Below are 22,168 nucleotides of genomic sequence, written 5' to 3'. Positions count from 1 at the left end.
GGACAAGGACTATAAGAACACCAATACAGCCAGACCGAGGAGCAGGCAGTAGATCGAAAGCCCTTTAAGATTGCCTTTGGCCATAATCCCCATAAACCAGCGCATGGAGAAATAAGTAGCAACAAGAGCGCAAATAAAAGCTGCAGTGTAAGGAAAGGCCAAGCTGCTAAGTTGCGGATCCTGAGCCATGTCTTTGCCTTCCAGCAGCATGCCTCCCAGACTTACCGGGATATAGAGGAAGAAGGAAAAGCGCAGCGCTGTCTCCGGCTTCCAGCCCAGCAGCAGCGCAGCCACGATGGTGGCGCCGGAGCGGCTGATACCGGGAATAAGGGCCAGAGCTTGAGCCAAACCGACGATAAACGTTTCGCCGAACGAGAGGTTTTTATCGCTTTTTCTGCCCCGAAGATTGCGGACTCCCCACAAAGCCAGAGCCGTAATAAGCAGGGCAATGCCGATGGTGGTCATTCCTTTAAAGGTTTCGCCTATAGCGTCGTTGAATAAAAATCCGATAGCCCCCGCCGGAATCGAGGCCACAATCAAATAAACCCCCAGCTTGAATTCGTCTTTGTCCTGCTCGGTTCGCTTAAACAAATAACGGAAGAAGGCAGCGATCAAGCTGGCCAGGTCTTTCCTGTAAATGAACACAATGGCGATTAGCGAGGCCGTATTGGTCAAAACCTCAAAACTTAGGCCTTCACTATGAATCCCGAACAAATGCTCCGCGATGATCAGATGACCGCTTGAAGATACGGGGATCGGTTCCGTCAAGCCTTGAACCAGACCCAAGATGGCGTACTTTAACCATTCCCACATAGTTTCTCCTCCTGAAAGCTCTCTTTGTCATTTTGATTGTTCCATTCCTTTTCTCTCTTTTATCTTAGAAATAGACTAGATTATCGTAAAGCAAAATCCGTCTTGATGTCAAAAAATGAAACTATTTTACTGTTATTTATAGTCCTATTGCATGGGTTTTGGGTTATAGGCATACAAAATGAAACTCTATCACGGAGAAAGAAGGGGGATGGGAGGAAGCGTTTGGCTTTATAAACCTCAGACTCAAAAAACGATCAAAAAGCGCGTTCCTGCACGCTTCATGATCGTTTCCTGCAAACGGGCTTATTGTTTATAAGCTGCCGGCACTAAAAGTATTTCCGCCTTCAATCGTGCCGTTCTCGTAGCCTTTATAGAACCAGCGTTTCCTCTGCTCTGAGGTTCCATGCGTAAAGCTTTCAGGCCCTACATAGCCGCTGAATCGCATTATCACCTACTGCGCTGGCCGCGGTCAGCGCTTCCTCCAGATCTCCCTGCTCCAGCAGATTCTTGCCCTGTACGTAATGCGCCCAGGCACCGGCCAGATAATAATCGGCCTGAAGCTCCAGGCGAGCGACCATATAAGTCACATAGCAAAGTCGCCCGGGGCGTGGAACCTTTGTTTCAGCCCATTAAAGAAGCTTAAATCTAAAACGGCCCAACCGCCGACTGTGCCGTCCCGCAAGCCGATTGAACAGCATCTTTGTACAATACCAGCTTGGGTTCCTCATAAGTCATGCCTCTCTGGCGGAAAATCTCGGACCAAATATCTTCGCTATCCGCTAGGACGACAGAAACGAACTGGACCGCTTCTTCTTCCTGCTGGGTAGGCTGGGAGCCCGGACATTTTTTTTCTTAAAATTTATATAGTAGTAGGAAGGGACAACAAGGTTATCAAGGAGGGGAATGGGATGATGGACCAAATTCACATAGGTGCAGCTTTTGCCGCAGGGGTTGCTTCTTTTGTTTCGCCTTGCTGCCTGCCGCTGTATCCTTCTTTTATCTCCTATATAACAGGGTTATCCCTCAATACGCTGAAGAGCGGGCTAAATGAGCGGGACAACCGGAGCAGGGTGATTAGGCATACAGCTGTTTTTATCGCCGGATTTTCAGTGGTTTTCTATTCGCTGGGTTATGGGGCGGGGGCCATTGGAGCTTTGTTCCACGATAATAGGGTTTTGCTGCGCCAAATTTCCGGCGTGCTTATGATCGTCATGGGGCTGTTTCTGTCCGGGCTGGTTCAACCGACCCTGCTGCTTAAGGAGTGGAAACCGGGCTGGGGGAAACGTTCGGCAGCCGGTTATCTGGGCTCTTTTCTGCTGGGAATTGGATTTGCGGCAGGCTGGTCTCCGTGCGTCGGACCGATATTGGCGGGGGTGATTGCGCTGGCTGCAAGCGAACCCGCTGCCTGGCTGAAGCTTATAACCGCTTATACGGCAGGTTTTGCCGTGCCTTTTTTCCTGTTTGCGTTTTATGTAGGGTCCGTTAAGAGGCTGAGCCGGTATTCAGGCTGGATTATGAAGGCCGGCGGCGCTGTGATGGTGCTTATGGGGGTATTGTTATTTACCGGGCGGTTAACGGGGATTACGATTTGGCTGCAGCGGATGACGCCGGATTTTTTGATTTTTTAAGTCTATTTATAACTGCAGCTGTCCCGGGGCAATGGAAATATGAGCAAACCGTGGCGGGAAGCTGACGGGACTTGCCAAGAAGTTGCAGAAACATGTATCATTAACAAGAGTGAAAAGTGCCGGCCGCTGGCCGTTTAACTTAGGAAAAGAGGGAAGCAGGATGCCAACGCCCAGCATGGAAGATTACTTGGAGCGCATCTATAAGCTGATTGATGAGAAAGGATACGCCCGCGTTTCGGATATCGCGGAAGGGCTGGAGGTTCACCCTTCATCCGTAACGAAAATGATCCAGAAGCTGGACAAAGACGAGTATTTGATTTATGAGAAATACCGCGGCCTTGTGCTGACAAGCAAAGGCAAGAAGGTGGGCAAGCGACTTGTCGACCGCCATGCGCTGCTGGAGGAATTTCTGGAGATGATCGGCGTTCAGGAAGAGAACGTTTATAAAGATGTGGAAGGCATTGAGCACCATTTGAGCTGGGACTCCATTACATGCATAGAAACATTGGTCGAATTTTTCCGCCGCGACAAGAACCGTCTCGAGGAACTTCAAAATATTCATAACGAAATGATCAGCGGTTCGTAATTAGGCATCTGTCTTGCGGCAGATGCTTTCGTGTTTATGGCGGTAAGCGCATGGGAGCGCTAAGTGACGGAGAGAACGGATGAATCAAAGATCTGGGGGAGGATCCTTAATGCGTTATTGGAAGAAGGCGATTACCGCTTTGACGGTGCTGCTGCTGGTGGTTTCTGCTGCCGCAGCCAGACAAGGCATAGTTGAGGCAGCCGAAGCGGCAATTACGATGGAGCTGGACGGCATGCCATTGACAAGTGATGTGGCGCCGTATGTAAAGTCGAATAGAACTTTTGTGCCATTAAGGGTCGTCTCGGAGGGGATAGGGGCCTTCGTGGATTGGCAGGCAGCCTCCAAGACCGTGACAATCAGACAGAATGGCATCACGATTGAAATGGTTATGGGAAGCAGCACAGCCGTTGTTGGGGGCCACTCCATGGCGCTTGATGTGCCTTTGCAATCCGTATCCGGACGGACGATGGTGCCGATCCGTTTTGTCAGCGAGCAGCTGGGACTGAACGTTGACTGGAACCAGGACTCAAGACGAATTACCCTGACTACTTCCGGATGGGAAGGCAGCGGCGGTACAAATAACGGCAGCTCATCCAACGGCTCGACCGGCGTTCTTGCCGGCAGCAATACTTTGCGGGGCGCCTGGATCGCTTCGGTGTCCAATTTGGACTGGCCAAGCAGTTCTTCCAAGGGAAACACAGCCAAACAGAAGCAGCAATTCACAGACATGCTGGATAACCTTCAGGCTCAAGGCATTAATGCGGTGTTCGTCCAGGTCAGACCTTCGGCGGATGCGCTGTATCCGTCCAAGCTTGTGCCTTGGTCCCAGGTGTTGACCGGGACTCCGGGCAAAGATCCGGGTTATGATCCGCTTGCGTTTATGATCGAAGAGGCGCATAATCACGGCATGCAGTTCCATGCCTGGTTTAATCCGTTCAGGGTCACCGCTAGTGGAACCGATACAAGCAAGCTGGCAGCGAACAACGTAGCCCTGCAGCATCCGGACTGGATTGTGAAGGCAAGCAGCCGTCTGTATCTGAATCCCGGCATACCGGCGGCAAGACAGCATATCATTGACGCGATTATGGAGGTCGTTAATCAATATCCGATCGACGGTGTGCATCTGGACGACTATTTCTATCCGTCAGACGAAACAACCTCCAGTCCATTTGACGACAGCGCAGCCTTTAAAGCGTATAACAGTAAAGGCTTTAAAACGAAAGCAGATTGGCGCAGAGATAATATCAACACTTTTGTAAGCGACTTGAACGCCAGCATCCACGCCGCCAAACCGCAGCTGGTCTTCGGAATCAGCCCATCCGGGATTTGGCGCAATCAGGCCACGGATCCAACAGGTTCGGCTACGTCCGGCCGATCCGCTTATGACAGTGAATATGCGGATGCCCGGGCCTGGATTCAGGGCGGAGATATCGACTATGTTGCCCCACAGGTATACTGGAGTTTTGCTACAGCGGCAGCTCCTTATGATAAAGTGGTAGACTGGTGGGCCAATGAAGTGAAAGGTACAGGCGTCAAGCTGTACATCGGGATGGCTCCTTACAAAATCGGTTCTCCGGAGAAAGGCTGGCAAACGGCTCAGGAGCTGATGAACCAGCTGAAGTATAATGAGAAGTTCAGTCAGATTCAAGGCAGTATCTTTTACCGGTCCAGCAGCTTGCTCGGCAATCCGTTTGGATTAACCCAATTGTTGAAAAGCTATTACGGACTCACAACTTAAATAAAAATCATAAGACAGCCCCTGTCCTTCATACATAAGCAATAGCCTACTTATAAGGCAGCTTATCAAGGATGGGGGCTGTTTGCTGTGCTCATTAACGGCGTTTTTCAAGGCGGAGGAGTGAAAGGAATCTCACTGGCGGGCGCAGTGAAAGCAGCCGAACAAAGCGGGGTTCTTTTTCACAGGCTGGCTGGGACCTCCTCAGGCTCCATTGTTGCCTCCCTTCTGGCGGCAGGATACACGGCGGATGAACTTAAAGCCATCATAATGGGCACCTCCTTTACCAGCTTCCTTAAACGGGCGCCTTTGTTCAACATCACTTTAATAGGCCCCGCTTTAAGGGTTATCTTCAAGAAAGGGTTGTATTCAGGAGAAGCACTTGAGGAATGGGTGCGACAAGCCCTGCTGGTGAAGGGCATCCGTACCTTTAACGATCTGGAGCCGGGAAAATTATCGATTGTCGCTTCCGACATTACACATGGCAAAATCCTGGTGCTTCCCGATGATCTTGTCCAATTGGGATTTGACCCGGGAAGGTTTGAGGTGGCCAAAGCCATCCGCATGAGCTGCAGCATTCCGTATTTTTTTGATCCGGTTATGCTTAGGATGGGGCCGGTGGTGAAGAGGGGGAGAAGTTTTGCGGAGCAATTTGTTTATGTGGTGGATGGAGGCGTGCTCAGCAATTTGCCTTTGTGGCTGTTTGACCAGCGATCGTTCCCCAAAGACGGGAAAAGGATTCCGACGGTAGGTTTTCAAATGGTGGGAGAAACGACGGGCAAACCTCACTTGATCAAGGGGCCCTTTACTATGCTGGAGGCGATTGTAGAAACGATGTTGTCCGCCCACGACGAACGTTATATCGAACAGTCCAAACGGTATCGTACGATTAAAATTCCAACCCTTGGCGTAAGCACCACACAGTTTTCCCTTACAGAAGAAGAAAGCCTGCAGCTTTACGAATCAGGCGTAAGCGCAGGCCGGGAATTTTTCAGAAATTGGGATTCCAAACATTATGAAACGCAGTACCAAAAGTATTTTCCTGCTTTAAATCCTTAATGATATTTGGGCAGATCCTCGTCATTTTTTCCTTTCTGACCGTCAATAACCTGAAAAGGATAATGTTTTCGTTTCCCCTCAGATGAGGAGCGGGAGGATGCAGCCGAACGGCGCTGCGAAGCTGCTACCTTGGCCGCTGTCCGGGCCGAAGGTTTGATCTTCGGCCCTCTCCGGAAACGTTTGGGCGGATACTTGTACAGAACGTACACCAAGGCGACCAGCACTAAAGGGATTACCAGGGAAATCCAGTTGCTGAGCAGCCCCCGGATGACGCCGACGGCCACCAGGGCCATAACGATCCAGAAAATCAAATTTTGTCTTCTCATGTTTATCACCCTTTCACGGGATCCAATGGGGAAACGTCCGGCACACGGCTGTGCGCGGTTTCATTCTCAAGCTGAGCGTCCAATTCGCGCATGCGGTTAAATGAAGCGATCGAAACCTCGACCTGCTCATCAGTCGGTTCTTTGGTCGTCAGCAATTGAAGCCACAGCCCCGGGTAACCTAGAAAACGAAGCAGCGGAATATCGCGGACCGAATTGGTGAACTTGAGCAGTTCAAATGAAAGTCCAATAACGACAGGAAGCAGCAGAACACGGATGTACATTCTTTCCCAAATATTATCCCAATGGAAAAAGGAATAGACGATGATGCCGACTATGACCGTCAGAATAATAAAGCTGCTGCCGCAGCGATAATGCAAACGGCTGTATTTCTGCACGTTAGCCGGAGTAAGTTCTTCGCCGTTCTCATACGCGGTTATGACTTTATGTTCGGCTCCGTGGTACTGAAACAGCCGTTTGACAACCGGCGTCAAAGAAATAATCCAGAGGTACGCGAGCAGAAGGATGATTTTGATAATCCCTTCAATGAGCGTATCCAGAACTCTATTCTGTACAATCCGCTCAAACAGCAGATCTTCAAGCACGGCTGGAACAAGCGTAAACACCAGTTTGCCGAATATAAAGGAAAGGATCCCCGCAATCGTCACGCCGACAATCATGCTGAGAGACCAGGAGGATTCCTCTTTCTCCTTCTGTTTGGCGCGCTCTTCCGGATCCATGCTGTCATCGGCCATCGCTTCCGCTGAATAATTAAGATGTTTGGAGCCTTTGGCACTGGAATCGATGATACTGACGATTCCTCTGATCAGCGGGATTTTTCGGAGCGACTTTACCCACGATTTGTCCTCTCTCGGAACCTCAAGAAAGGTAATTTCGCCGCTCTTCCGGCGGACGGCGGTTACGTTAACGTGTCTGCCGCCGAACATTACACCTTCCATAACGGCTTGGCCGCCATAGATGACCGGACTCTCTGTTTTCGGCACAATTTCACCTTCCCTAAATGTAATGAATAAATACAGACTTAAGCGTTATCGAGGCGGAATTTAGTCCAAATGCCCCGGTTCCCTTATTGTAGCGAATTTTGGATGCAAATTCTAGTTGGTTTAGCCTTTTTCAAATTGGTCATAATAAGCTACGACCCAATACCGGAAGGAATAGGCACAGAAGGGAATGATGTTATGGCACGGCAAAGTCAAGCCAGCCAAGCCGGAGCAGGCGGAAGCCGATCCGAGCGGAGCAATCAGACGGTTCAGAAAAAGCATGAAACCAATGTGCTCGGATTTTCGCTGGAGCTCGGTTTTTTTGCAGGTTTTATCTGGGGAGCGATCCACGGTTTTTTTTTATTTTATGCGTTTTACGGTGGTTATACCGGGCTTTTTGGCGGAGCCGTTCTTTAAGAACAGCTTTCTGAAAACTCAGCCAGGCTATTATATAGGTTGGTTGTTTTTTATCGTTTTCTCGATTATTGCGTCCATGCTGTATACGCTGCTGTTCCGTAAATTAAGGGGGCCGTGGCCAGGCATGCTGTATGGAATCGTGTGGTGGGCTGTTATCTTCTGCGTTCTCGCCCCTTGGTTTGCCCTGGCTCCTCCGCTGCAGCGTTTGGGCTGGACAAGCATCATCAGCGAATTTTGCCTTTTTCTGCTGTGGGGACTGTTCATTGGTTATACCGCAGCAACCGAATATACAGAGGACCGGTTAAGAGAACCCAAGGAGGCCCCGGTTTAAGGGAAAATACTTCTCAACTCTATCTTTCCTATGGTAAAATGAATTCTGGTTGTTTTAGAAGAAAAGGGGAGAGAAGCAAGTGAGCCGAATTTTGGTGCTGAATGGCCCTAATTTAAACATGCTTGGCATTCGGGAGCCCGGAATTTACGGATCTTCCACACTCGCGGATATCGAATCCAGGTTATCCAGCCTTGCAGGCGAGTGGGGCATTGAACTCTCGTTCTTCCAATCTAATCACGAAGGGGCCCTGATTGACCGCATTCATGCGGCTTTCGGGAACATTGACGGAATCCTGCTGAATCCGGGAGCGCTGACCCATTACAGCTACAGCTTGCGGGATGCCCTGCAGACGGTAAATATTCCGGTTGTGGAAGTACATATGTCCAACATCCATGCGCGTGAAGCTTTTCGGCATACATCAGTTATTGCGCCCGTGGCTGTCGGTCAAATCGCCGGATTTGGCGCCGCCAGTTACGAATGGGGACTCGCAGCGCTTCATCGGCATTTAACAGCAGGCTATAAGGAGATATGAAGATGGCTAATCAACGAGTAAGCAAGGTGCGCGAGGCACTTCTTGAGCGTCATTTGGACGGACTGCTGGTTACCAGTCCGATTAACCGCCGATATTTGACGGGATTTACGGGTTCTTCCGGTTATGTACTGATTACCGCAGAGAAAGCCTATTTGCTTACCGATTTCCGGTACATGACCCAGGCTCCGCAGCAGGCTGTTGACTTTGAGGTGATTGAAGAGCATCGCCAAGATACGCTCGCCATCATCCAAGGACTGCTTGAAGCCGGCAAAGTAAAACGACTGGGATTCGAGAATGAGCTGATGTCCTACTCGGCCTACGTCAAATATTCGGAAGCCTTGAAACCGTTTGAACTGGTTCCGGCCAGCGGGCTGGTGGAAGAAATCCGTGTATTTAAAGACGAAGAAGAGTTGACGATCATGAAAGAAGCGGCGGACGTCGCTGACCGGGCTTTTCTCCACATGCTGGACGTGATTAAACCCGGAATGACCGAATTGGACGGAGCATTGGAAATGGAATTTTTCATGCGGAAGAACGGAGCTTCGGCGACTTCCTTTGATACCATTTTTGCTTCCGGAGAACGTTCTGCCCTTCCTCACGGCGTAGCCAGTCCAAAGGTTGTCGGTACCGGGGAACTGCTGACGATGGACTTTGGCGCTCTGCTTAAAGGGTATTGCTCGGATATCACCAGAACGGTGATGGTCGGTAAACCTAATGAGAAGCAGCAGGAAATTTATAACATTGTCCTTGAAGCTCAGCTTCATACCCTGGAGCATCTTCGTCCGGGCATGACCGGCCGTGAAGCGGATGCGCTGGCCCGCGATGTCATTACCCGTTACGGCTATGGGGAGCAGTTTGGCCACAGCACCGGACACGGTCTTGGCATGGAGGTTCATGAGGCGCCGAATTTGTCCAAGCTCAGCGACACTGTGCTTAAACCGGGTATGGTAGTTACAGTCGAGCCGGGCATTTATATTCCAGACTTTGGCGGGGTTCGAATTGAAGACGATGTTGTCATTACCGAAACCGGTGTGCGCCGTTTGACGGAATCCACCAAAGAACTCATGATTTTGTAAACCGGTTCCCAAAAGGAACGGTTTGGTCGATGCGCTTGATAGCGCCAAAGAACATAATACGCTTGACTATTTTGAGGAGGTTATTTTGTGATTTCAGTAAACGATTTGAAAACAGGTCTTACAGTAGAAGTGGAAGGAGATATCTTCACGATCATCGATTTCCAACACGTTAAACCAGGTAAAGGTGCGGCATTTGTACGTACTAAAATGAAAAACCTCCGCAATGGCAATACGGTTGAGCGTACTTTCCGTGCAGGAGAAAATATCGGCCGTGCACAAATCGAAAACCGCGACGTACAATATCTGTATGCCAGCGGTCAAGAGCATACTTTTATGGATAACCAAACCTATGACCAGTTCTCGCTGACTTCCGAACAGCTGGAATGGGAGCTGAACTTCCTGAAAGAAAACATGAATGTGAAGATCGTCAGCTACCAAGGCGAAATTCTGGGTGTCAACCTGCCGATGAGTGTTGAGCTTAAAGTGGTTGAAACCGAGCCGGGCATCAAAGGCAACACGGCTACTGGCGCAACTAAAAACGCCAAGCTTGAAACCGGCCTGAACGTTCAGGTTCCTCTGTTCATCAATGAAGGCGACGTTCTGCTGATTGATACACGCGAAGGAAAATATGTTTCCCGCGCATAATAAGGTTTGCTTCTCCGCAGCCCAGCAGCGTGTCTGCTGCGGAATGCGGATTTGCCGCCGTGTGCGGCGGAAGAATTCCTCCACCGCCAAGGTGGGGGAATTTTTTTGTTCAAACAGGAAGGATTTGGGACCGCAGAGCGAAGCGGTTTGGGCTCTGTTATAAAAATGAGGAAAAAGATTGACTTCGGGCGTCGACTTTCCTATTATACTGAGTTAAAGTGATAAAATAACAGAGTAAGTCAGATTTTTAAAGAGCGAAATGGGAGTGAACGTTTTGGCATTATACGTCATGAAGTTTGGCGGCAGCTCCGTTGGCGATATTGAGCGGATGCAGCGAGTCGCAAGACGCGTTATGGAGAAACAGGAAGAGGGCCATCGCTGTGTAGTTGTCGTTTCGGCGATGGGAGATACAACCGACGATTTGATTGATCAGGCCAAACTGCTGGACCCGAACCCGCCTGCCCGTGAAATGGATATGCTGATGACAACGGGGGAGCAGATTTCGATTGCTTTGTTGTCCATCGCCATCCATCAGCTCGGGGGCAAAGCGGTTTCCTATACAGGCTGGCAGGCCGGCTTTCGTACCGAACCGGTTCACGGCAATGCCCGGATTACGGACATTCAGCCTGAACGTGTGCTGAAGTCCTTGGAGGAAGGAAACATTGTGGTCGTTGCCGGATTCCAGGGGATGTCGGAAGACCGAGAAATTACGACATTTGGCCGCGGCGGCTCGGATACGACTGCTGTGGCGCTTGCGGCGGCTATCGAAGCGGATGTTTGTGAAATTTACACCGATGTAGACGGCATCTATTCAACCGATCCGCGGATCGTATCTTGCGCGCGAAAGCTGAGCGAAATTTCTTACGACGAGATGCTCGAGCTGGCCAATTTAGGAGCGGCGGTGCTGCATCCGAGAGCGGTTGAATATGCTAAGCATCATCAGGTCAAGCTGGTTGTCCGCTCAAGTTTCAATAAAAATGAAGGAACGGTTGTTAAGGAGGATGTCACCATGGAACAAGGTGTTGTAGTCAGCGGGATTGCTTATGATAAAAATGTAGCTCGGATCACGATTATGGGCGTTTCCCATGTACCGGGCGTGCTGGCCAAAGTATTTGGCGCACTGGCACAAGCGCAGATTAACGTAGATATTATTGTTCAAAACGGGGTACAGGACGGCATTGCCGATTTCTCCTTTACCGTAGCGCTGGGCGAACGTCAAAAAGCGCTTGATGTCATCGAAAGCATCCGGAGCCAGGTGCCATACCGGGAAGCAACCTCCGAAGAAGATTTGGTGAAAGTTTCGATCGTGGGCGCCGGCATGGTCAGCCATCCAGGCGTTGCCGCCCAGATGTTCGACGTTATTTCCCAGCAGGGCGTGAACATTAAAATGGTGAGCACCTCGGAAATTAAAACATCCTGCGTCATTGACCGCGAGAAGCTGAACGACGTGGTTCGTGCCCTTCACACCGCTTATGGACTGGATACAAATGAACAAGCGTTTGTCGGCGGCCCTCAGGAACGCCGTTAAGTTATATCCTTAAAAAATCAATATCCAATTCAGCAAGCTGTTCCATCTTCCGATTTGGAAGAACGGGGCAGCTTTTTTTATGAAAACTGTCTGGAAAAAGGGGGATTTCATGGACTAAATCCCGGACAGGCCGCATATCGATAAGTACATCCGGACAAGTAGGAGGTATATGATGCTGGATAAATTTGTGTTGAGCATGGCATCGCTTCGTATTTTTTCAGGCTCTGCCGAAATTCTAGCAGCCCTTATCATGCTGAAGCTGGGCAGAGTGGACAAGGCTTTAGCCGTCAATTCTGCGCTTGCATTTGTAGGCCCCACGATTCTGATCCTTACGACTTCCATCGGTCTGGCCGGCATGGCTGACAAGCTCTCCTGGAGCAAAATGGCCTGGATCGCCTGCGGTGTATCTTTCCTCTTAATCGGGATCCTAAAGAAATAATAGATTCCGTCATAAAAGATAGGTACAAGCATAAAATAAAATAGACTTCCAAGATCAAGTCTAGTGAAGACAGAAATGGTGGTGAAGCCAGAATGACCGAGTCGTGGCTGTCCATATTTCCGGAACGTATCCGTTCTCTGCTGATAAAGCTCCCCGCAAAAATGCTGACCGAGCTTGAAGAGGTGCGAATCAGGGAAGAACGCCCCCTGGAGATCAATGCTGGAGGCCGTTTCTATTTCCTGAAGGAGGACGGCGCGCTTACGGATCAGGTGGCTGACGCTGTTCGGACAGGCCGGGAAGAAAGCCATCGGCTGCTCGACCTGATCACCAATCATTCCGTTTATACGATGGAAGAAGAGCTGCGCAAAGGGTTTATCACATTGCCGGGCGGTCATCGGATGGGACTTTCCGGGCGTACGGTGCTTAGCCGCGGCAAGGTGGAGCACATCCGGGATATCAGCGGGTTTAACCTGCGGATTGCCAGGGAGGTTAAGGGGGCCTCGTCGGGCGTTTTGCCCCATCTTCTTGATTACCGTCACAAAAGCGTGCTGCACACTTTGATTGTTGCTCCCCCCCAGCAGGGGAAAACGACGATGCTGCGGGACATTGCCAGAGCGGTCAGCAGCGGACAATTTGCTCCGGCCAGAGAGAAATGGCCGGGACTCAAAGTGGCGATCATTGATGAACGTTCGGAGATTGCCGGATGCCGGCGGGGAGTGCCAAGCTTTGACATCGGCCCCCGGACGGACATTATGGACGGCTGTCCCAAAGCAGAAGGGATCATGATGATGATCCGCTCCATGTCGCCTGATGTGATCATCGTTGACGAGATTGGCCGCCCTGAGGACGCCGAGGCTTTGACCCAGGCGCTTCATGCGGGGGTGAGGGTGATTGCAACAGCCCACGGCTCCGGGATAAACGGCACATCTCTCAGTCCGCTCTTAAGCGGCGTCTCAGTCGGCAAGCTGTTCCAGAGATTTGTTGCCCTGGGGCGCGGGGAACACGGCTTCACTTTCAAAGTATACGATGGAGAATACAAGCCGCTGATTTAGAAATTCCGGATGTTCTCCTCTCCATCATTTACAAGCAGGAAGGCGGTGATGCGATGTTCAAAATGGTAGGCGCCATCTTAGTGCTTCTGGCCGGCACGCTGGCAGGCTGGGTTCAGGCCAGAAGGTTTGCAGCAAGACCCAACGAAATCAGACGTCTGATCCTATCGCTGCAGAGGCTCGAAACCGAGATCGGCTACGGCTTCACCCCTCTTCCCGAAGCATTCAGGCGGATCGGCGCGCAAAGCCGGGAGCCGTTGACCCGGCTTTACAACGAAGCGGCGACAGCCATGGAGGCCCCTCGAAACTGGACGGCCCAGGACAGCCTGCATCATGCCCTGAAAGAGAACTGGAAATATACCTCTATGAAAGCGCCGGAAAGGGAAGTGCTGCACCAGCTCGGCTTTACCCTGGGCACCAGTGACCGGACTAACCAGAAAAGCCACATCCAGTCAGCGGTCAAAGCGCTGGAAGCCGAGGAAGCGCAGGCACTGGAAGAGCAGGCTAGATACGAGAAGATGTCCCGAAGCCTCGGACTGCTTGTCGGCGCATTGATTGTTATTCTGATCTATTAGTATGGTGACTCTCCAAGTAGGGATTGCGGAGAAAACAGCGAGGTGCCTTTTTCATGAACATAGAAGTGAACGCTATCTTTCAAATTGCCGGAATCGGGATCATTATCGCCATGATCCACACCGTGCTGAAGCAGATGGGAAAAGAGGATATGGCCCATTGGGTAACGCTGATCGGGTTTGTGGTGGTGCTGTTTATGGTTGTCCGGATGCTGGACAGCCTGTTTCAGCAAATCAAAACGATCTTTCTGTTCCAGTAGGTAACCGGCAATGGATATGATCCAAATTGTCGGACTTGGCCTGATCGCCGCCATTCTCTCCCTACTGATGCGGGAGCAAAAACCCATCTTTGCTTTCCTGATTACCGCTTTCACCGGCATCACCATCTTTCTGTTCCTCATCGGCAAGATCGGTACTGTGCTGGATACGCTCGAAGAGCTGGCCGCAGCGTCGGGCGTTCAGAATGTCTATCTGAAGACGATCCTTAAAATTATCGGCATTGCTTACATCGCGGAGTTTGGCGCCCAAATTGTCCGGGATGCCGGACAGGATTCCATTGCCTCCAAAATCGAGCTGGCAGGTAAAGTCCTGATTATTGTACTGGCAGTTCCGATTATCGGCATCATTATTGAAACCGTGGTAAAGCTGCTGCCCGCCTAGAAACGAGGAGTGACCATGAAACACCGATTTCGGACGACCCTGGTGAGTTTGATTGCGGCCATGTGGCTGACCCTCCTGCTTATGACTCCCTTGACGGCCTTCGCATCCGGAGAAGAACAAACAGACCCGTCGGCGGACGAGCAGCAGGCTTCAGCCGCGAGCCAGCAGGTGAAGACGGACGAAATTGAAGCCTATTGGCAGCAGCTTATGAAAGAATACGGGGGATTTTTTCCCGAAGGAAGCCTGCCTGCCTTCAAGGAGATGATCCTTCCGGGCGGTGATGGATTCAGTATCCCGGCAGGTTTGTCAGGGTTGCTCCGGTTTATGTGGCACGAGGTGCTGTATAACGCCAAAATCTTGGTAACCATAGTCGTTCTGACAGTCTTCAGTATGCTGCTAGAAACTCTGCAGAGCGCCTTCGAGAAAGGCAGCGTCGGCAAAATCGCTTTCTATATCTGTTACATGGTTCTGATTATCCTGGCGATCAACAGCTTTCATGTGGCGATTTCTTATGCGGCAAAAGCGATAGAAGGCATGATTGATTTTATGATGGCGATGGTACCGCTGCTGTTCACTCTGCTCGCTTCCATGGGCAATGTCGTCACCGTTTCGGTCACGCATCCGCTGGTCGTCTTCATGGTCCATTCGGTGGGTACGCTCGTTCATGTTGTCGTGTTTCCGCTGCTGTTCTTCTCGGCCATCCTTCATATTGTAAGCTCCATGCACGAAAGGTATAAGCTGTCCAGGCTGGCCGACCTGCTCAGAACGGTAGCGATGGGACTTTTGGGGGTCATGCTTACCATATTTCTCGGGGTCATTTCCGTCAAAGGCATTGCAGGCTCTGTAGCGGACGGCGTTACCCTGCGGACAGCGAAATATTTAACCGGGAATTTTGTTCCGGTCGTCGGAAAGGTATTCTCGGATGCCACGGATACGGTTATCTCGGCCTCAATTCTTGTGAAAAATGCAGTTGGCATTGTCGGCGTGGTCATCATCTTATTCCTGTGTGCTTTTCCGGCGATCAAGATTCTCACCCTTGCGCTGATCTATAATTTCACAGCAGCCGTCATGCAGCCGCTAGGCGATACGCCAATTGTGGCCTGTCTGGAGACGATCGGCAAAAGCATGCTGTATGTGTTCGCTGTATTGGCAGCGGTAGGCCTGATGTTTTTCCTGGCCATTACAATCATGCTGACGGCGGGCAATATTACGGTCATGATGCGCTGAAGCGGGAAAGGCGGGAGTGGACATGAGCTGGTTAGCCGAGTGGCTGAGACAAATCATTTTTATCGTGCTGCTGGCAGGCATTATCGAGATGCTGCTTCCCAGCCGTTCGATGGAGCGGTACGTAAAGCTGGTCCTCAGTCTGCTGGTGCTGTTGACACTGCTGAGTCCGATCCTGAAGCTGCTGGACGGCAGCCCTGTAGAGAAGCTGCAGCAGGCTATTGAGAAGCAGTTGAATTCCACCAAAGCAGCCGGACAATCGAGCCTTGAGCAGATCCTAAAGCAAGGAGAGCAGCTGAGGCAATCAAGCTTGGAGGATTCCTTGAAATGGGCGGGCTCGGAGACGGCGCAGCAGATGAAAACGCAAATCGAAGCGAACACAGGCCTGAATGTGAAGCGTGTAGCTGTCACGATCCAGGTAGTGCCGGCTAAAGAAACTGAGGCAAAGGACCAGGAACAAGGCATCCGGCAGAACTACGACAAACCGGTGATCAGCAGTGTGAAGGTGTACTTGAATCCGGCGGCGGAGGATACCCCTGTTATGGCAAAAACGGCTGAGCCGAACCGGGACTCTGCATTCTCCTCATCAGATATGTCCCAGGGCACCATACAAATCCCGGGGGTGGATCCGATTCAAATCGGCGTAGATCAAATCAGGATCGGACCCAAAGAGAATGGGGCGCAGGGGCCTGAGGTTACGGAGGATTCCTCGGATGCCGGAGGCGCCGGAGACGGAAGCAAAGCTGGAACCCAGGCGGACGGCGACCAGGCGGTGTTGGTGGCGCCAGATACGGCTGAAGGGCAAGAGATTACACGGATGCTCGGGAGCAGCTGGGGAGTCGCCGGAGATCGGATCGAGATCTACCAGCTGCAGGCGGATAGACCGTAAAGGAGGTGAGGGCGGAAATGAATTGGCTCAAAAAACTGGAGCAGTGGATCGGCGGGGGTGAAGGCGGAGGGAAAAAAATACATACCTTCAGGCTGCTCATTATTATCGGGCTCATCGGTATTGCCTTCATGCTGTTTAATTCCTTTGTCCATGTGAAGAAAATCGACACGGGCGGCGTCGGACGGGAGCCTCCTTCCGATACGGTGAACACTTCAGCATCCGTTGCGGCGGGAACGGACGGCACCAGTCCTTTTGACAGCATCGAAGAAGAGATGGAGAACAAAACAAAGGATATTCTCGAAAAGATCGTCGGCGTGGGCTCAGTCGATGTGATGGTAACCGTGGATTCTACCGAGGAAACGGTCTTCCAGCGCAATGTCAAGGACAGTCAGCAGTCTACCGATGAGACCGATGGAAACGGGGGAAAAAGGCACATTACGGAATACACAAGAGACGGTGAAATTGTGACGTATGAAGTGTCAGGCGATCAGCAGCCCATCGTTACCAAAAAAGTAAAACCACAGGTCAGGGGCGTACTGGTCGTAGCTAAAGGGGCCGAAAACAAAATCGTCAAACAAATGATTGTTGATGCTGTGGAGAAAGGATTGAACGTGCCGGCCTATCGCATTTCTGTTGCTCCAAGGAAAACCTCTGAGTAAGTGCAGATTCAGGAAATAATCAAAACTTCTCTTACCCTATTAATTTTAAGGAGGAATTTTCAATGAAAACAAAACGTCAAACGATTTGGCTTGTCTCCATGCTCAGCTTGATGGTGGTTTTGTCCGCCTATTATCTGTTTACCGAAGACTCGGGTCCGGCTGCGACCAAATCGGCCGACGGGCAGCAGGTTGCCGTCTCGGATGCCCAAGGAACAGGTTCCGGCGATTCCGGCGGCTCGATTGTAACCGAAGTGACGGATGAAACCAGCGGAGATGACGGACAAACAGCAGCCGCTGATGATAGCGCAACAGACAGCACGGCGGCGGACGACCAAACGCAAACGGACAGCGGCACAGCCGCAGCAGCCGGTGACCAAACCCAATCGGGAGAAGCGTCCAATGATAAGGCTGCTAAAGACGGCAGCGCATCGGCTGACGCCTCCTCCGGCGACAAACAAGCAGCCGGCTCGCAGACAGCCAAGACGGACGAAGAAGTGCTGGAAACGGCTCAGGCACAGGGCACAATTGGCAGCGATCAACTGGACCAATATCAATACGAAAGAAACGAAGCCAACTACAAGAAAGCCGATGAGCTGCTGCAAACGATGAACGATCTCAGCAAAACGCCGGAAGAAAACGCGAAAGCGGCAAACGAATATAACGCTCTTCAAGATAAAGAATCCAAAATCAACGATATCGAAGAGCAGGTATCCCAGCGTTATGGCAAAGCCGTAGTTGCAGAAGAGAATAACAGCTTTAAAGTCGTGGTAATGAACGACAAGCTGCAGGCCAAAGACGCAGCGACCATCATTGACCTTGTCATCAGCGAACTTGGCGTCTCCCAGGACAAAGTAAAAGTCCAGTATGTAAGTTCGGCCAAGTAATCGGTTCCAATTAAACTTGATGCCAAAGAGTCCAGGGTTCTGCTTGGACTCTTTCTATTTCATCACATTGTGATATAATACATAAAGTTATGTTATGACCAAGTACCAAAGCTTTACGGTGTCAAAGGAAGTTGAATCGTTTCGGCTGTGCTGCACAACTGACGGACATTGCTTTCTTTACCAAAGGACACGCCTGAGAAGACGGTGGATTTCCTGCCGCCGGACATCGGGGTGTTCTTCAAAAAAGCTGGAGGAGTGAATAGTTGAATGTTTAAATTGAATGAAATTAAAGAATTGATCAAATTGGTGGATGAAACCTCTGTCCACGAACTGGAAATTGAGAACGAAGGAACTCGCCTGATGATTCGCAAACCGGGTAAAACCGAAGTCGTTCAGGTTGCGGCAGCCCCGGTTGTTCAGGCTCCTGCTCCTGCAGCAGCGGCTGCAGTTGAGCTGACGCAAGAAGCCAAAGCTCCGGAACGGAAAGCGGCGGATTCCAATTTACATACAATCGCTTCTCCGATGGTAGGGACCTTCTATCGTGCTTCCTCCCCGGATGCTGGTCCTTTCGTGAATAAGGGCGACCGCGTTTCGGACAAGACGGTAGTCTGCATTATCGAAGCGATGAAGCTGATGAACGAAATTGAAGCCGAAGTCAAAGGCGAAATCGTTGATATTTTGGTTGAAAACGGACAGCTTGTGGAATATGGACAGCCCCTCTTTTTGGTGAAGCCGGAATAATATTAGCTTAAGAAATTGGTACCAGGAGGATAAACCATGAAATTTCACAAAATATTAATTGCCAACCGGGGCGAAATCGCGGTTCGGATTATCCGTGCCTGCCGGGAAATGAATATTTCCACGGTTGCCGTTTATTCCGAAGCGGATAAGGATTCGCTGCATGTTCGTCTTGCAGATGAAGCCTATTGCATCGGCCCGACTTTATCCAAAGACAGTTATTTGAATTTTACGAATATTATGAGTGTTGCTACGCTGACGGAATGTGATGCCATTCATCCGGGCTATGGATTTTTGTCTGAGAATGCCGACTTTGCTGAGATCTGCGACTCCTGCAACATCACTTTTATTGGACCTTCCGCTGACGCGATCAGCCGGATGGGCGACAAATCCGTTGCCAAGCAGACCATGAAGGATGCGGGCGTACCGGTCATTCCAGGCTCCGAAGGCATTATCGAAGATTTGGATGAAGCGGTCATGATTGCCAGAGATATTGGTTATCCTGTCATTATTAAGGCAACAGCGGGCGGCGGAGGCAAAGGCATCCGTCTGGCCGAGGATGAAGCTTCCCTGATTCAGCAAATTACAACGGCACAGCAGGAGGCCCAAAAGGCGTTCGGCAATGCCGGCGTGTACCTGGAGAAATATTTGACGGGCATGAAACACGTTGAAATTCAAATTATGGCCGACAGTCACGGCAATGCCGTTTATCTGGGCGAACGTGACTGCTCCGTGCAGCGCCGCCGCCAGAAGCTGGTGGAGGAATCCCCTTGTCCGGTGTTATCTCCGGAGAAGAGAGCCGAGATGGGCGAAGCCGCCGTTCGGGCTGCTCTTGCTGTGGATTACTGCGGTGCAGGCACGCTGGAATTTCTGCTCGGTCCCGACGGCCAATTCTATTTCATGGAAATGAATACGCGGATTCAGGTCGAGCATCCGGTAACGGAAATGGTCACCGGCGTGGATCTGATCAAAGAGATGATCTCCGTTGCCGAAGGCAACCGTCTGTCCTTCAAACAAGAGGATATCGTGTTAAACGGCTGGTCGATCGAATGCCGGATCAATGCGGAGAATCCTGACCGGGGTTTCCTGCCTTCGCCGGGCAAAATCCAGTTTTATCTGGCACCGGGCGGACCGGGAGTACGAGTGGACAGCGGAGCTTATCCGGGTTATACCATCTCTCCTCATTATGATTCGATGATTGCGAAGCTGATCGTCTGGGCGCCGACCCGCGAGGAAGCAATCGCCAAGATGAAACGCGCTCTGGCCGAATTTGCCGTGGAAGGTATTCATACCACCATTCCGTTCCATCAGAAATTGCTGGATCATCCGGTGTTTGTCCGTGGTGATTTCGATATTAAATTTCTGGAAGAACATGAGGTTTAAAACAATTAGGCCAAGTTTGTCATAATACAGGCAAAATGATATAGTATGTATAATAAGTGCGCTTGCCTCTATGACACTGGGTCTGTCGCAAACTTATTGAGAGGTGGAGAAGAAGATGAGTACTTTGCCGACTGAATTTGAACGTACCGATATTGGAGAGATTCAAATTGCGCCGGAAGTCATCGAAGTCATTGCCGGTTTGGCAACGGTAGAGGTGAAAGGGGTAGCGGGAATGAGCGGCGGATTTGCCGGCGGCATTGCCGAACTGCTCGGACGCAAGAACTTATCCAAAGGCGTTAAAGTCGAAGTAGGCCAGCGTGAAGCGGCTGTCGACGTATCGGTCATCGTGGAATACGGGAACCGGATTCCTGAAGTGGCGAGTGAAGTTCAGCGCAACGTTAAACGCTCCATTGAGCAGATGACGGGTCTTGCCGTTGTGGAAGTGAACGTACATATTCATGACGTCATTTTCAAGACGGCTGAAAAAGTTGAAGAAACAACCGATTTAAACAACAGGGTTAAATAACGAGAGCATAAACCCCCGACAATTGAGTCAGGGGTTTACTATAATTTAGGGAGGCTGCAGATTTCGTGGCAAAGATTTTAGACAGGATTTTGCTTTTTATATATAGCCTGAGCATTGGCATTATCAGTGTAATTGCAATCCTCCTCCTAACGAATGCCGTTCCGGTCTCTTTGAGCTCGCGCGATCAAAATAGACTTTATATAGCCGTCCTGGTAGCAGCGGTTCTTCTATTCCTGTTCAGCATCCGTTTCTTCTATATTTCGATCCGCAGGGATCGTTCCTCGCTGCCGTCAATCGATCAAAGAACCGAATTTGGCGATATCCAGATTTCGGTGGAGACGATTGAGAATCTTTCGTATAAAGCCGCTTCGCGCGTGCGCGGAGTCCGTGATGTGAAGACAAGAATCCGGGTTTCCGAATCCGGTCTTGAAATCCATGTCCGTGCTCTTGTCGACGGGGAAACAGCGATTCCTCCCCTTACGGAAGAAGTGCAGAAGCAGGTTCATGATCAGGTGGAAGAAATTACCGGCATTCCGGTTTCTTATGTCTCCGTATATATTGCCAACCTGGTGCAATCGCCGGTGATTAAGAGCCGGGTGGAATAGGGGGAGTTCGTCCCGATGTTTTGGAAAGAATTGTGGGCCAGCTATAGGGGACGCCTGCTGGGAGTTGCGGCTGCTGTATTTTTAATCATTATTTATTTAATATCCGGATTTTGGAACATGATGTTTTGTGCGCTGATCCTATTCGTCGGTTACACGGCCGGCAAATACAAGGATCTTGATCAAGGCTCTTTGATACCATGGAAGGAAATAAGGGACTGGCTGTTTAGCAAATGGCGTCCTTTCCGCTAATTCCTGTGATATGCTTTTCTCCTGCAAAACAGATGAAGCTGAATAAGGCCCCCCAGGGCGGTGGAGAATAGCATTTTGCAGGTTTTTTTATTGCAACGAAGTTTATAGATCAGCTATGTAAAAGTCCGGGAGGAAATGTTGTGAAAAAGCGTTTAACTAGAGAACTTGCGGTACAAAGCTTGTACCAGATGGAAATGAATGAAGTCGGCGCCCAGGAGGCCGTAATGATGCTGCTCACCGAAGCGGCAGAAGACAATGAAAGCGGAGTTGACAGCGTAGGCAATCCTGATGAAGCCAGAGAACAGATCATGGGTTTGGTGGCAGGAGTAACCGAGCACAAAACCGCCATTGACGGAATGCTGGAGCAGTATCTGAAGAACTGGCAGATCAGCCGCTTGTCCCGGGTGGACCGGCAGGTACTCCGTTTGGCCGCTTATGAGATGATCTTCCGCGAGGACGTGCCAGCCAAGGTAGCCGTCAACGAAGCGATTGAATTGGCCAAACATTTTGGCACCGAGGAATCGGGCAAGTTTGTCAACGGGGTACTGGGGAAAATGATACAGGATCTGGACAAGCTCAAAAACTAAAAATAGCTAAGGGTTAAAGGAGACGGGGAA

At 50.6% G+C, this 22,168-nt stretch carries 28 protein-coding genes and 1 pseudogene; 25 read left to right on the top strand and 4 right to left on the bottom strand.

What is annotated here, in order from left to right; genetic code table 11:
- Positions 1-9: 9 nt before the first annotated feature.
- Both AWM70_RS10345 and AWM70_RS22715 read right to left on the bottom strand, forming a co-directional pair.
- Positions 10-813: an undecaprenyl-diphosphate phosphatase gene (locus AWM70_RS10345; protein ID WP_068696121.1), complete on the bottom strand. Its 804-nt coding sequence runs from the start codon at positions 811-813 to the stop codon at positions 10-12.
- Positions 814-1,123: 310 nt separating this feature from the next.
- Positions 1,124-1,644 (bottom strand): annotated as a pseudogene (locus AWM70_RS22715) (neutral zinc metallopeptidase); the annotation flags it as partial.
- 80 nt (positions 1,645-1,724) lie between these two features.
- Here AWM70_RS22715 and AWM70_RS10340 point away from each other — a divergent pair.
- The 4 genes from AWM70_RS10340 to AWM70_RS10325 all read left to right on the top strand — a co-directional run bounded on the left by AWM70_RS10340 (position 1,725) and on the right by AWM70_RS10325 (position 5,821).
- Positions 1,725-2,441 (top strand): cytochrome c biogenesis protein CcdA, encoded by a 717-nt coding sequence (locus AWM70_RS10340; protein ID WP_068700556.1) that lies wholly within the window; start codon positions 1,725-1,727, stop codon positions 2,439-2,441.
- 160 nt (positions 2,442-2,601) lie between these two features.
- On the top strand, positions 2,602-3,027 hold the full coding sequence (mntR, locus tag AWM70_RS10335; RefSeq protein WP_068696119.1) for a transcriptional regulator MntR: 426 nt from the start codon (positions 2,602-2,604) through the stop codon (positions 3,025-3,027).
- 109 nt (positions 3,028-3,136) lie between these two features.
- Positions 3,137-4,765, top strand: a complete 1,629-nt coding sequence (locus AWM70_RS10330; RefSeq protein ID WP_068696117.1) for a family 10 glycosylhydrolase — start codon at positions 3,137-3,139, stop codon at positions 4,763-4,765.
- An 87-nt stretch (positions 4,766-4,852) separates the two neighbouring features.
- Positions 4,853-5,821 carry a patatin-like phospholipase family protein gene (locus AWM70_RS10325; protein WP_068696115.1) on the top strand — a complete coding sequence of 323 codons (969 nt, stop codon included), beginning with the start codon at positions 4,853-4,855 and terminating at the stop codon, positions 5,819-5,821.
- Here the strand turns inward: AWM70_RS10325 and AWM70_RS10320 are convergent.
- Positions 5,818-6,147 (bottom strand): hypothetical protein, encoded by a 330-nt coding sequence (locus AWM70_RS10320; protein ID WP_068696113.1) that lies wholly within the window; start codon positions 6,145-6,147, stop codon positions 5,818-5,820. The genes AWM70_RS10325 and AWM70_RS10320 overlap by 4 nt on opposite strands.
- A gap of 5 nt (positions 6,148-6,152) precedes the next feature.
- A complete protein-coding gene (locus tag AWM70_RS10315) occupies positions 6,153-7,148 on the bottom strand; it encodes a DUF1385 domain-containing protein (RefSeq protein WP_068696111.1) in 996 nt (331 codons plus the stop codon).
- Between the two features lie 102 nt (positions 7,149-7,250).
- On the opposite strand from AWM70_RS10315, the gene AWM70_RS24200 reads away from it, so the two are divergent.
- The 21 genes from AWM70_RS24200 to nusB all read left to right on the top strand — a co-directional run bounded on the left by AWM70_RS24200 (position 7,251) and on the right by nusB (position 22,138).
- Entirely contained in the window at positions 7,251-7,562 is a 312-nt protein-coding gene (locus AWM70_RS24200) for a hypothetical protein (protein WP_335582154.1), read from the top strand.
- Complete coding sequence (locus AWM70_RS10310; protein WP_335582153.1) at positions 7,513-7,893, top strand: YqhR family membrane protein; 381 nt, start codon at positions 7,513-7,515, stop codon at positions 7,891-7,893. The genes AWM70_RS24200 and AWM70_RS10310 overlap by 50 nt, the downstream gene beginning before the upstream one ends.
- A gap of 79 nt (positions 7,894-7,972) precedes the next feature.
- Entirely contained in the window at positions 7,973-8,425 is a 453-nt protein-coding gene (gene aroQ, locus AWM70_RS10305; protein ID WP_068696109.1) for a type II 3-dehydroquinate dehydratase, read from the top strand.
- Positions 8,426-8,427: 2 nt separating this feature from the next.
- Entirely contained in the window at positions 8,428-9,501 is a 1,074-nt protein-coding gene (locus tag AWM70_RS10300; RefSeq protein ID WP_068696106.1) for a M24 family metallopeptidase, read from the top strand.
- Positions 9,502-9,588: 87 nt separating this feature from the next.
- Complete coding sequence (gene efp / locus AWM70_RS10295; RefSeq protein WP_068696104.1) at positions 9,589-10,146, top strand: elongation factor P; 558 nt, start codon at positions 9,589-9,591, stop codon at positions 10,144-10,146.
- A 274-nt stretch (positions 10,147-10,420) separates the two neighbouring features.
- The gene (locus tag AWM70_RS10290; protein ID WP_068696102.1) at positions 10,421-11,674 is read left to right on the top strand and encodes an aspartate kinase; all 1,254 of its coding nucleotides are present in this window, start codon (positions 10,421-10,423) and stop codon (positions 11,672-11,674) included.
- A 172-nt stretch (positions 11,675-11,846) separates the two neighbouring features.
- Positions 11,847-12,113: a YqhV family protein gene (locus AWM70_RS10285; RefSeq protein ID WP_068696100.1), complete on the top strand. Its 267-nt coding sequence runs from the start codon at positions 11,847-11,849 to the stop codon at positions 12,111-12,113.
- A gap of 92 nt (positions 12,114-12,205) precedes the next feature.
- A complete protein-coding gene (spoIIIAA, locus tag AWM70_RS10280) occupies positions 12,206-13,165 on the top strand; it encodes a stage III sporulation protein AA (protein ID WP_068696098.1) in 960 nt (319 codons plus the stop codon).
- 53 nt (positions 13,166-13,218) lie between these two features.
- Complete coding sequence (gene spoIIIAB / locus AWM70_RS10275; RefSeq protein WP_068696096.1) at positions 13,219-13,737, top strand: stage III sporulation protein SpoIIIAB; 519 nt, start codon at positions 13,219-13,221, stop codon at positions 13,735-13,737.
- 53 nt (positions 13,738-13,790) lie between these two features.
- Positions 13,791-13,994, top strand: a complete 204-nt coding sequence (gene spoIIIAC, locus AWM70_RS10270; protein ID WP_068696094.1) for a stage III sporulation protein AC — start codon at positions 13,791-13,793, stop codon at positions 13,992-13,994.
- A 10-nt stretch (positions 13,995-14,004) separates the two neighbouring features.
- Positions 14,005-14,394: a stage III sporulation protein AD gene (gene spoIIIAD / locus AWM70_RS10265; RefSeq protein WP_068696092.1), complete on the top strand. Its 390-nt coding sequence runs from the start codon at positions 14,005-14,007 to the stop codon at positions 14,392-14,394.
- Between the two features lie 15 nt (positions 14,395-14,409).
- Positions 14,410-15,621: a stage III sporulation protein AE gene (gene spoIIIAE, locus AWM70_RS10260; RefSeq protein WP_068696090.1), complete on the top strand. Its 1,212-nt coding sequence runs from the start codon at positions 14,410-14,412 to the stop codon at positions 15,619-15,621.
- Between the two features lie 22 nt (positions 15,622-15,643).
- Positions 15,644-16,507 carry a stage III sporulation protein AF gene (gene spoIIIAF / locus AWM70_RS10255; RefSeq protein WP_068696088.1) on the top strand — a complete coding sequence of 288 codons (864 nt, stop codon included), beginning with the start codon at positions 15,644-15,646 and terminating at the stop codon, positions 16,505-16,507.
- 17 nt (positions 16,508-16,524) lie between these two features.
- Positions 16,525-17,166: a stage III sporulation protein AG gene (gene spoIIIAG, locus AWM70_RS10250; protein ID WP_068696086.1), complete on the top strand. Its 642-nt coding sequence runs from the start codon at positions 16,525-16,527 to the stop codon at positions 17,164-17,166.
- A 62-nt stretch (positions 17,167-17,228) separates the two neighbouring features.
- Complete coding sequence (locus AWM70_RS10245) at positions 17,229-18,050, top strand: SpoIIIAH-like family protein (protein ID WP_068696084.1); 822 nt, start codon at positions 17,229-17,231, stop codon at positions 18,048-18,050.
- A 267-nt stretch (positions 18,051-18,317) separates the two neighbouring features.
- Positions 18,318-18,791, top strand: coding sequence for an acetyl-CoA carboxylase biotin carboxyl carrier protein (gene accB / locus AWM70_RS10240; protein ID WP_068696082.1), 474 nt, complete (start codon positions 18,318-18,320; stop codon positions 18,789-18,791).
- A 36-nt stretch (positions 18,792-18,827) separates the two neighbouring features.
- Positions 18,828-20,171 (top strand): acetyl-CoA carboxylase biotin carboxylase subunit, encoded by a 1,344-nt coding sequence (gene accC, locus AWM70_RS10235; RefSeq protein WP_068696080.1) that lies wholly within the window; start codon positions 18,828-18,830, stop codon positions 20,169-20,171.
- Between the two features lie 115 nt (positions 20,172-20,286).
- Complete coding sequence (locus tag AWM70_RS10230; protein WP_068696078.1) at positions 20,287-20,697, top strand: Asp23/Gls24 family envelope stress response protein; 411 nt, start codon at positions 20,287-20,289, stop codon at positions 20,695-20,697.
- Between the two features lie 65 nt (positions 20,698-20,762).
- The gene (gene amaP / locus AWM70_RS10225; RefSeq protein WP_068696076.1) at positions 20,763-21,302 is read left to right on the top strand and encodes an alkaline shock response membrane anchor protein AmaP; all 540 of its coding nucleotides are present in this window, start codon (positions 20,763-20,765) and stop codon (positions 21,300-21,302) included.
- 15 nt (positions 21,303-21,317) lie between these two features.
- On the top strand, positions 21,318-21,551 hold the full coding sequence (locus AWM70_RS10220; protein ID WP_068696074.1) for a DUF2273 domain-containing protein: 234 nt from the start codon (positions 21,318-21,320) through the stop codon (positions 21,549-21,551).
- A 140-nt stretch (positions 21,552-21,691) separates the two neighbouring features.
- Positions 21,692-22,138 carry a transcription antitermination factor NusB gene (gene nusB, locus AWM70_RS10215; protein ID WP_068696072.1) on the top strand — a complete coding sequence of 149 codons (447 nt, stop codon included), beginning with the start codon at positions 21,692-21,694 and terminating at the stop codon, positions 22,136-22,138.
- Positions 22,139-22,168: the final 30 nt, after the last annotated feature.

This window comes from Paenibacillus yonginensis, from assembly GCF_001685395.1.
GTDB classification, from domain to species: domain Bacteria; phylum Bacillota; class Bacilli; order Paenibacillales; family Paenibacillaceae; genus Fontibacillus; species Fontibacillus yonginensis.
This window is presented reverse-complemented; position numbering and strand designations above follow the sequence as displayed.